This is a genomic window from Cyanobacteriota bacterium (assembly GCA_025054735.1).
Taxonomy (GTDB): Bacteria; Cyanobacteriota; Cyanobacteriia; order SKYG9; family SKYG9; genus SKYG9.
The window spans coordinates 1-10567 of the sequence record JANWZG010000098.1; the positions used below are offsets into that span (position 1 = coordinate 1).

At 48.8% G+C, this 10567-nt stretch carries 8 protein-coding genes; 2 read left to right on the top strand and 6 right to left on the bottom strand.

Translation table 11 applies throughout. From position 1 onward, the window contains the following. Positions 1-317: 317 nt before the first annotated feature. Positions 318-1523: an RNA polymerase sigma factor RpoD gene (rpoD, locus tag NZ772_06660; GenBank protein ID MCS6813237.1), complete on the bottom strand. Its 1206-nt coding sequence runs from the start codon at positions 1521-1523 to the stop codon at positions 318-320. 481 nt (positions 1524-2004) lie between these two features. Further along, positions 2005-2916 carry a metal ABC transporter permease gene (locus tag NZ772_06665; protein MCS6813238.1) on the bottom strand — a complete coding sequence of 304 codons (912 nt, stop codon included), beginning with the start codon at positions 2914-2916 and terminating at the stop codon, positions 2005-2007. Between the two features lie 389 nt (positions 2917-3305). Between NZ772_06665 and NZ772_06670 the strand changes: the two genes are divergently transcribed. Next, complete coding sequence (locus NZ772_06670; protein ID MCS6813239.1) at positions 3306-5120, top strand: ABC transporter ATP-binding protein/permease; 1815 nt, start codon at positions 3306-3308, stop codon at positions 5118-5120. A 113-nt stretch (positions 5121-5233) separates the two neighbouring features. Next, positions 5234-5755: a 3'-5' exoribonuclease gene (locus tag NZ772_06675; protein ID MCS6813240.1), complete on the top strand. Its 522-nt coding sequence runs from the start codon at positions 5234-5236 to the stop codon at positions 5753-5755. Between the two features lie 214 nt (positions 5756-5969). Here NZ772_06675 and rnc read toward each other — a convergent pair whose 3' ends face one another. The 4 genes from rnc to secA all read right to left on the bottom strand — a co-directional run. Continuing rightward, positions 5970-6656 carry a ribonuclease III gene (gene rnc, locus NZ772_06680; GenBank protein MCS6813241.1) on the bottom strand — a complete coding sequence of 229 codons (687 nt, stop codon included), beginning with the start codon at positions 6654-6656 and terminating at the stop codon, positions 5970-5972. Then, positions 6646-7158: a cytochrome gene (locus NZ772_06685; GenBank protein MCS6813242.1), complete on the bottom strand. Its 513-nt coding sequence runs from the start codon at positions 7156-7158 to the stop codon at positions 6646-6648. The genes rnc and NZ772_06685 overlap by 11 nt, the downstream gene beginning before the upstream one ends. After that, positions 7142-7816 (bottom strand): N-acetylmannosamine-6-phosphate 2-epimerase, encoded by a 675-nt coding sequence (locus NZ772_06690; GenBank protein ID MCS6813243.1) that lies wholly within the window; start codon positions 7814-7816, stop codon positions 7142-7144. Before NZ772_06690 ends, NZ772_06685 begins: the two co-directional genes overlap by 17 nt. A 250-nt stretch (positions 7817-8066) precedes the next feature. After that, positions 8067-10567: preprotein translocase subunit SecA (secA, locus tag NZ772_06695; GenBank protein MCS6813244.1), on the bottom strand; the 2501-nt coding region annotated here is incomplete at its 5' end.

The following is a 10567-nucleotide window of genomic DNA, read 5'->3' on the forward strand; positions in this document are numbered from 1 at the left end:
GGTATGAATTACCTTCATCTCAACCCTGCTTCTCATCAAGGAGAAGGAAGCCAGAATTCTTGGTTCCTCTCCCTTGAGAGAGGGCTGGAGTGAGGGCTGCGAGAAGCTCAAGCGCAAGAATCATACTTCTGCTCAGCAACGTCATGCTATCTTTCTTCAAGACAGAGGTCTCACTGTGCTGTAGCCGACAAGCGGTTAATTAAGGCACATCTCTAACTAAAGCCAGTAGCGAGGACTAAAAATTCTCACTACTGGCACTTCCTTCTGCTCGTTACAGGAAACTAGGCGAGATAACCAACTACTCGTAAATCCTAGGACTAGCGAATATATTCCTTCAGCACGCTATTGCGGTTAGGATGACGCAGCTTACGCAGTGCCTTAGCCTCTATTTGGCGGATCCGCTCTCTAGTGACATTAAAAATCTGCCCAATTTCTTCTAGGGTCTTCATCCGACCATCGTCTAGGCCATAGCGTAGGCGAAGCACATCCCGCTCCCGTGGGCTAAGGGTACTTAAAACACCTTCAAGATCTTCTCGCAGCAAGCTCTTAGATACCTGATCTTCAGGAGTTTCACCGTCTGATTCAATGAAGTCACCTAGGCGAGAGTCTTCTTCTTTACCGATCGGAGTTTCCAGGGAAATTGGCAACTGTGCAGACTTGGCAATAAACCGCAACTTCTCGATCGTCATTTCCATGCGTGTAGCAATCTCTTCTTCCGTCGGCTTACGTCCCATTTCCTGAGACAGCAACTTAGTAGTTTTTTTGATACGCGAAATGGTCTCATAGAGATGTACAGGCAGGCGAATCGTTCGGGACTGATCAGCGATCGCTCGGGTAATGGCCTGACGAATCCACCACGTTGCATAGGTCGAAAACTTATACCCTTTTTCGTGGTCAAACTTTTCAGCCGCACGGATCAGACCTAAACTACCTTCTTGAATCAAGTCTTGGAAAGACAGCCCCCGATTCATATACTTCTTGGCAATCGAGACAACCAGCCTAAGGTTAGACTGCACCATCTTATCCTTTGCCCGTCTGCCGACGTGAAGACGGTGCCGAAACGCTGGTAATGCCATGTTGACAGCACTTGCCCATTCGCTGTCCTGCGGTTCCCGGTCTAGCTGTTCCAACAAACTCTCACGAACTCGCTCCAACTCCAGCAAGTCAGCGATCTTGCGAGCTAGCTCAATTTCTTCGTCTGCTCTGAGTAATCGAATCCGCCCAATTTCTTGTAGGTACAACCGAATGGAATCTTCGGTGTAAGGCTTCTTCTTGCTCTGTGCACGCCGACGAGTTGTGCGAGCCTTACCAGGCTTGGCTTCTTCTTCCTCGGACGGCAACTCTAAGGTTTCGTCGCGATTGTCGTCGTCATCTTCTCCATCATCGGGAAAAAAATCATCATCTAGCTCAATATCGGATGGATCAAGGTCACCTTCACCCTCGATCACTACATCAACCTCATCGAGACTCTCTCCAGAAGATAGCAACTCGAACCGTTCGAGTACGTTGTTAGCCTGGATCATGCCAAGTTCCTCGTGCTCCTTGAAGTAATAGGGGTCAACTATGTCTTTACGACACACTAAAGGGTTCAGCATCAAACCTGATGGTCAACCACAGCGTCGAGGCTTCTCTACAGAATGTACCGAGCAGCATAGTCAAAACCGTTAGCTAGAGGCTTCATCGCTAGAATCCTAGAACTATACAGTTTTAACCATAACTCAATCATGTAATACCGACAATCCTGTGGCAACAACCAATGTGGTGTGCCTTAGCTGCCTAGCCAATATAGCAAAGTCAAGAGACTAATGCTCAGATTTTTTCTGAGGCTTTCCTGATTGTAGCCTCTCTCACATAAAGTTGTAGAAAGTTGCAAATCCTTTTTTCAGAGCTTTTTCCTGCTTATAGACAGTCATAGATAGTGCCTAATAACAGAGTTCTATGAGACCGACCCTACTGGTAGAGGTATGGAGCCATCTGGTGCTGTCTGTGTTGCATAGATAGACACTACTTTTTGGCTGTAAACTTGTTGGCTGTAACTAGTCTGTTTACCAAGCGATGGAAGAAAACTACCAGCCGATGACGACTCTCAGGACGGGTGACAATGCCCTGAGATGGGCTAAACAGAAATGCTAGCAGGAAGCAACCAATTCCTAAGAGGACGATCGCAGGCCCTGAGGGTACATTGGCGTAGTAGCTGAGGTACATGCCACCAACACCAGAAATAATGCCGATTATGGCTGCTGTAATCATCATCCAGTGCAACTCTTTGACCAGCAGGTAAGCTGTAGTGCTAGGAGCAATCAGAAGGGCAATCACGAGTAGCACACCTACGGTTTGGATACTAGCAATTACGGTTAAAGTGATTACAGCGATCAGTCCTAGATATAACCCCGTTATGGGCAGTCCACAGGCTTGGGCACCAAGGGGATCAAAGGTGTAAAACAGCAATTCCTTGTAGAAAAGTTTAACTAAAATTACCACCAACAGTGTGATCCCCAGGGTTTGCCACAGGTCGCGGCTGGTTACACCTAAAATGTTGCCAAACAGAATCTCGTCAAGGTTGAGCTGTGTAGTATTCAGCAGAGTAATCAGCATCACACCAAGGGCGAGGAAGCCGGAAACGACTAAGGCCATAGCAGCATCTGCCTTAACCCTAGATTGAGAATGAATCCACGCGACGGATAAAGCGCTAAGGCTGCCAGCAATAAAGGCTCCAATGGCCAAGTCAATCTGAAAGAAAAAGGCAATTGATAATCCCGGCAAAATGGAATGGGAAATAACGTGACCCATCATGCCCATCTGTTGCACGATCAAGTAGCTACCCGTAATGGCGCAGAGAATGCCTAGCAGCACTGCGATCGCGATCGCCTGCCGCATAAATTCAAGTTGTAGCGGGTCAGTTAGCCAAGTCAACATGCGTAGTAGTCCTAGCTTACAAAGACGTTCATCCTAGTAAAGAGCCTGGAATTGCTCTCAGCATAGCAGCTTGCGCTTGGTGTATCGACCCCATAGCCGTGTGGATGCAGGTTGGACGATAAGTTCGCTAAGCTAGCATCGAGGCTTAAGTCTGGAACAATTCATGTTGAATCTCAGAAAAATTAGTGGATGCATGGTAGCTTGAGTAACTTTGTAATATGTTTGTATTATGTACAATACAGTGAGCTGCTGTGAATGAGTTGACTTAACTTATCCGGTTTTAGGTTACTTTTTGCGTTGCTTCAGTTTAGCGTTGGGCTTGGCAATATCAAAACGCAATCAAGAAAATTGCAATCAAGCTAGCCACAAGATTAACCTGCGGGGTATGTATGGCTTCTATCAAGCATATCGTAGGGTATTACCGCGATTATTGGCTGGTAACCCTGTTCACGGTCACGATGTCCAGTCTATTTGAAATTATTGACCTGTTCTCGCCCTATGCAATGGGACAAATTCTGAACGTGCTGTCAGGGCAGTCTGTTGATTATCCAGTACAAAAGGCCGCTGACTGGTTGGGTGGTTGGTGGCAACGTCCCGGCGATCGAGTCATGATTTTGGCTGTATTGCTAGGAGCTATTTTTTTGCTCAGTGTTGTGCGGGCACCCATCCAGCCTTGGATTGGGCATTGGTTCTTTTGGGATACCTCGTTCCGTGCTCGTCGTATTCACCAGGAAAAGTCGCTGAAAAAAATTCTGACCCTGCCCTTGGAGTTTTATGACGAGAACAATCCTGGTCGAATTGCTGGACGCATCGCTAGAGGACTATCAAACCACACTTGGACCTATCCAGAAATCATTGGTCAGTTGATCCCCAAGCTGATGCGGGTTACGGGGATTTTCATTATTATCTGGCTAGTGGAATGGCGTATTGCTCTGCTGTTTGTGCTGTCCTTTGTGGTGATCTTGTCGTTTAGCATCAACAATCTGACTCAAATAATGGTGGAGGAAGAGTTGATTGATCGCTACGCAGAGGACACGGAAAGTCGCAACTCTGAGATTGTTACCAATATCAAGACTATCAAGGCATTTGCTACGGAAACTGATGAATTGGAGCGGCAACGTACCCGCTGGGATCGAGAGTTCAAAGTATTAAATTACCGAGTGCATAAAGGCTATGTCTTGCTGAACACGTGGCACCGGACGATCGTCCAAACTTGTGTGTTTACAGTTCTAGCCCTAACCTTATGGGCAACTGTTCAAGGCCGAATATCCCTGGGACATTTTATTACTACCCTGACCATTGCTAACATGGCCTATTCAGAATTAGAGCCGATTAGCAACCTTGCGGAGGTATTTGCCCGCCGCTATTCTGCTATGATTCGCTTCCATGATTTGATGCACCAGCGAGATGGGTTGGATGCTGTGGAGTTTAATTCTCCTAAGGCACTAGCTCCTTACCAGTTCACGGGCAAGATTGAGTTACAACACCTAACCTTTGGCTATGATCCAGCGCGTCCAGTGCTGAGAGATCTGAACCTGCTGATCTATCCTCGTCAGACAGTAGCGTTGGTGGGGCGCTCTGGCTCAGGGAAATCTACCCTAGTAAAGTTGCTGTTTCGCTATTTCGAGCCGAATGACGGTGCCATTCTGATGGATGGTGATGACATTCGTAGCCTAGATGTGAGCCGTTATCGCAAACGGTTGGCGATCGTTCACCAAGAGGTGGATATTTTCAATGGCACTGTGTTAGACAACCTGACCTATGGCAATCCCAATGCTAGCCTTGAGCAAGTGATGGAAGCCTGTGAAATCGCCCGTGCTGATGAGTTTATTCGACAGTTGCCCAATGGCTATAAAACGATCGTTGGGGAACGGGGAATGCGCCTCTCTGGAGGACAACGCCAGCGAGTGGGCATTGCTCGCGCTCTGCTGGTCAATCCTGATGTGTTGGTGTTTGATGAAGCCACCTCTAGTCTGGATTATGAGTCAGAGCGGGCAATTCAACTGGCGATGCGGTCGATTCTCGGTACCCGCACTACTATTATCATTGCTCACCGCCTTAGCACAGTACGGGAGGCTGACGTGATTGTAGTGTTAGATAAGGGTCAAATTGTTGAGGTCGGCAACCACAGTGAGCTATTAGCCCATCGTGGCATCTATCATTGCTTGCACACTCTCCAGGAAACCGGTGAGTTGTTGACATGATGCCGGTTTTTGCCCTAGGTGGCTACGATCGTAGCTGCCTAGCGTCATCCATGCAACTCGATAGCGCGGCAGTCAAGACATAATGGTAGTTGAAGCTGTACTGAGGTGTGCTAGTGAGTTACATCATGGTTGATGTTGAGGCCGATGGTCCAATTCCAGGAGATTATTCAATGATCTCGCTGGGAGCGATTGTCGTGGAACCATCTCTCAGCAAGACCTTTTATGCCCAACTGCACCCCATTTCCGATCGCTGGGTTCCTGAAGCCCTGCAAGTGAGTGGCTTTACCCGTGAAGAGACCCTCACTTTTCCTGAGCCAGCAATAGTCATGGCAACGTTTGCTGATTGGATTGCGGCTGAAAGCAAAGGCCGACCGTTTTTCATCTCCGACAACAACGGCTTCGATTGGCAATTCATCAACTGGTACTTTCATCACTTCCATGGCTATAATCCGTTTGGCCATTCATCCAGCAACTTAGGGTCGTTATACAAGGGGCTAGTGAAGGATACCTTTGCTAGCTTCAAACACTTGCGTAAAACTGCCCACACTCATAATGCTTTGGATGACGCACGAGGCAACGCAGAAGCCCTTTTGCAGCTCAAAGCTGATTTTGACCTCAAGATCAACCTGACGTAGGGTAACTAAAACCTTTGTCTGGGGCAACAGAGCTAAGAGATTATTCAAAGCGTATCCGATGTTATGGTTGTTTCAATTTAGGTTAAAACAGTTGCCCTCACCCCAATCCCTCTCCCAGAGCGATGAAGAGCAGCTACGGGTGTCTCTTAGTGCTGCAACCTAACCTACTCGCACTAATCAGGGATCCTAGTAGATGAGGGATAATAGGTTGCTCCTAGAGCAAGCCTTGACGTTTTAGGTAAGCAATGGCAGCTTCAGCAGCCCGTTTTTCAGCTTCTTTTTTAGTACGTCCTTCCCCTTGTCCGTAGGATTGGTTGTTGAGAAAGACAGTGGCCATAAATAGGGGGGCGTGCTCTAGGCCACCTGATTTTTCTGTAACGTAGTGCGGCAGGGTACCAGCGAGGTTGGCCTGTGCCCACTCTTGGAGTTGGTTTTTTACGTCAATGGCCGATCGAGAAACCATAACCTCATCGGGCACTGAATCAAATAATCGCTCAATCACGACTCGAACAGCACCAATGTCACTATCCTTGTCTAGGTAGTAGGCACCGACTACAGCTTCAAAGGTGCTGCTCAACAGGTTGAAATTTTGGAGACCACCATCTCGAATAACTCCTCTGCCAAGGCGCATGAGTGGCCCCAGACCAATATCTAGAGCAAACTGAGCCAGTTGTTGCTCGTCCACGAGGGCGGCGCGCCGACGAGTCATGACATCCTCTTGTACGCCAGGATAACGATGGTATAGATATTCAGCGCACAAAAAGGTCAAGATAGCATCGCCCAAAAACTCAAGCCGTTCGTTGTCACCAATTGTGCCTGGATGCTCCTTAACATAAGAACGGTGGGTCAGGGCTTGCTGAAGTAGCTGCTGATTTTTGAAGATGAGAAGTTCATGGGTCATGGTTGAGATGCCTCCGAGTGAAGTCGATTGCCTGCTCCACGCTGTGGGCAACCTGCACATGACGGGGAGCCAGCGCTAGGAAAAAGGTCTGGGCTTCGATAGGAGCATTAAGCAGAATGGTGGGCTTGTTGGATTTGATGGCCAGGGCAATCTCAGAAGCAGTTCCAGCTCCCATGCCACAGGCAATAACTACCCGACTAGACAAGACGTTGATGACGTTGCGGGCATTCCCCATACCCGTGAGGATAGGGATGGTGATGGCTGGTGACAGTTCTTGATAGGTGCTGCCAGGGAGAATACCGATCGTTAAGCCGCCATGCTCCACAGCACCGCGACTAGCTGCATCCATAACACCGCTGTGTCTGCCACCAGTGAGCACAATCCATCCTTGGGTGGCAATTGCAGCGCCAAGATTATAGGCATAGTCTAGATCAGTGCTGGTAGCTCCATCACCTGCTCCCATGACACCAATGATGGGTGATCGGCTAGAGGGCATTAACATAGGATGTCACTAGGGTATCGATGCCCGTGATAGCTGTACCTACAACAACAGCGTAGGCTCCAAGATCCATGGCTTGGCGGGCCATACGGGGGGAGGCAATGCCACCTTCACAGATAACTGGAATTGTTAGGCTATCCACCATCTGTGTCAGTAGGTCAAAACTAGGGGGCGTTTGCCCTTTGGTGACCTCAGTGTAGCCAAACAGGGTAGTGCCAACTATATCGGCACCGGCATCCGCTGCGGCGATCGCTGCCTCTAGGGTATCTACATCTGCCATCACAAATTTTTCTAACTCGGTGTGAATACTGGCAATTAGGCTGGCTACAGTTTCATCTCTTGGTCGAGGGCGTAGGGTAGCATCAATAGCAATGATGTCGGCACCTGCTGCGGCGATCGCGGCCGCATGGTGAGCTTGGGGTGTGATGTAGACCGGTGAGCCTGGAATCTGTTGCTTCCACAAGCCAATTAAGGGCACAGTGACTCGCTGTCGCACAGCTTGCACATGGGCAGGGGTATCAATACGAACACCAATCGCCCCTCGTTGCACTGCCGCCTGCGCCATCGCAGCAATCACGTGAGGATCATGGAGGGGAGATTCTACTGGCGCTTGACAAGAGACGACTAAGCCGGGAGGCAACAGTTTGGTAACAGCGGTCATAACTATTTGAACTACAGGATTTCACTCATCCTACGATGGTTTGTGAAATTCGTGTGACCATTAAGAGCAACACCAATTCTCTGTATTTCTGATATAGACTCCGGGGTGAATATAAGTAGCTTATGATACAGATTCAAGTCCGTGTTATGAATGCAGAAAACTGTGCAGATAGTGCCCAGAGACCTCCTACAGATTCCACACCCTCAGGAGCTAGAAACACCTCGCTGATAGGCATAGGCAGTTACCAAGTTCAGCTAGTCACTGCATCAGAGACTTCGGCTTGAATTTGGGGCTGGAACTGGAATATGGAGTAGACAACATCCCGGCGAATATCATTGAGCATCTCTAAGAACAGTTCATAGCCTTCGCTCTTGTATTCAATCAGCGGATCCTTTTGTCCATAGCCCCGCAGCCCTACCGATTCCCGCAAGCCATCCATCTGTTGCAGGTGCTCGCGCCAGAGGGTATCAATCCGTTGCAGAATAAAGAAGCGTTCGGCCTGACGCATCAACCCTGGATGAACGGCATCAAGTTGAGCTTCCTTGAGGTCGTAGGCGATCGCAACCTGCTCATGGAGAAACGCCTTGATTTCACTCACGGACATATCCACCAGTTGAGAGGCATCTAAATCCTCCAGCAGATAGACAAACTCCTTGGCTTTAGCAGTTAGCTTTTCTAATTCCCATTCCTCTGAGGGCAAATCTGGATTGGTGTAGGCATCCACAATGTCATCCATGGTCGCCTCAGCATATTTCAACACCAAGTCCTTAAGATCTAGCCCTTCAAGAACCCGCCGCCGCTCGGCATAGATGGCGCGACGCTGGTTGTTCATCACCTCATCATATTCAAACACCTGTTTGCGGATGTCGTAGTAATGGGTTTCTACCTTTTTCTGAGCATTTTCCAGGCTGCTGGTTAACATGCGTGATTCGATCGGCATGTCTTCATCCACTTGGAATAGGGTCATTAGGCTCTTGACCCGATCGCCACCAAAAATGCGTAACAGGTTGTCTTCTAGACTTAGGAAGAACTTGGTTGTGCCAGGGTCGCCTTGCCGTCCAGCGCGTCCGCGCAGTTGGTTATCAATGCGCCGAGACTCGTGACGCTCAGTGCCAATAACGTGTAGCCCGCCTAGCTTTACAACCTCCTCATGTTCTCGCTCGGTAAAGACTTCATACTCTTTCCGAATTAGGTTATAAGCATCCCGGAGTTGTTGAATGGCAGGACTATCGGTAGGTGCCTTTTCGCAGGCGATCGCCAACAAATCTTCTGCCTCCAGCTCACTTAAAGCTTGGGAACCATAGGCACTAACCACGACTTTCACAGCATCTTTAAGCCGTTGTTCAGCCTCAGCAGAGATTTCCGTAGGAAAAATTTGCGGAGATGCTTTCCAGTTCTTGCGCTTTTTGGCCGGGTTAGGGTCAAAGCCTTTAGCTGGGGGACGATTGCCAAAGATTGCTTCCGGTACTTGGAACTGATCATCATCCTCTGGCTTAACTAGAAGTGGCATCAGGTATTCCCGCACCTTTAACCGGGCCATATACTCTGCATTACCACCGAGAATAATGTCTGTTCCACGACCAGCCATGTTAGTAGCAATGGTAATTGCCCCCTTGCGTCCAGCTTGGGCAACAATTTCTGCCTCTCGCTCCACATTTTCAGGCTTTGCATTGAGGAGATTATGGGGAACTTTCAGCTCCGTCAGCAGGCAAGAGAGTAACTCAGAGTTTTCAACACTAGTAGTCCCTACCAGCACAGGACGACCAATTTTGTGCATCTCTGCGCATTCCATGGCCACTGCTCGCCATTTGCCATTTGCTGTTTTATAGACGACATCAGACAAATCCTTGCGTCTAAGAGGGCGGTTTGTAGGAACAACCGTCACCTCTAGTTTATAGATTTTCTCAAACTCAGCCTCTTCAGTCTTGGCTGTACCTGTCATTCCAGCCAACTTAGGATAAAGCAAGAAGAAATTCTGGTAGGTAATAGTTGCCATAGTTTGGGTTTCTGGCTGGATAGCAACACCCTCTTTGGCTTCGATCGCTTGATGTAGACCGTCACTCCAGCGTCGGCCCAGCATTACTCGCCCAGTAAACTCATCTACAATCAATACTTCACCATCAGCAACAATATAGTTCACGCCCTCAGTAAACAATTCCTTGGCCTTGATAGCGTTGAACACAAAATGTGCCCAAGGATCTTCTGGGTCGAAGAGATCAGATACCCCCAGAAGTTGCTCTGCTGCCACATAGCCCTCATCTGTCAACAGCACATTGCGCTGCTTTTCGTCTACCTCGTAATGCTCTTCTCGCCGGAGCGCTGCGGCTACCCGTGCTGCTTCTATATACTTTTCACTTGGACGCTCAACCTGCCCAGAGATAATCAGGGGTGTACGGGCCTCATCAATAAGCACCGAGTCCACTTCGTCAATGATGCAATAGTGAAAGGGACGCTGCACCACTTCTTCCATACTAGTGGCCATGTTATCTCGCAGGTAGTCGAACCCTAGTTCACTGTTGGTGGCGTAGGTAATGTCACAGGCATAGTTGCGTTGACGCTCAGATTGGGTCATGGTTTGTTGAATCAAGCCCACACTCAGCCCTAGAAACCTGTGGATTTGTCCCATCCATTCAGCATCCCGGCGAGCCAAGTAGTCGTTGACGGTAACAATGTGGACTCCTTTGCCTGTGAGGGCATTAAGGTAGGCTGGAAGAGTCGCCACCAAGGTCTTGCCCTCACCAGTTTTCATTT

Bases quoted from the DNA above. Each gene is read 5' to 3' on its own strand.
- rpoD (MCS6813237.1), bottom strand. From the start codon at position 1,523: ATGATCCAGGCTAACAACGTACTCGAACGGTTCGAGTTGCTATCTTCT.
- NZ772_06665 (MCS6813238.1), bottom strand. From the start codon at position 2,916: ATGTTGACTTGGCTAACTGACCCGCTACAACTTGAATTTATGCGGCAG.
- NZ772_06670 (MCS6813239.1), top strand. From the start codon at position 3,306: ATGGCTTCTATCAAGCATATCGTAGGGTATTACCGCGATTATTGGCTG.
- rnc (MCS6813241.1), bottom strand. From the start codon at position 6,656: ATGACCCATGAACTTCTCATCTTCAAAAATCAGCAGCTACTTCAGCAA.
- NZ772_06685 (MCS6813242.1), bottom strand. From the start codon at position 7,158: ATGTTAATGCCCTCTAGCCGATCACCCATCATTGGTGTCATGGGAGCA.
- NZ772_06690 (MCS6813243.1), bottom strand. From the start codon at position 7,816: ATGACCGCTGTTACCAAACTGTTGCCTCCCGGCTTAGTCGTCTCTTGT.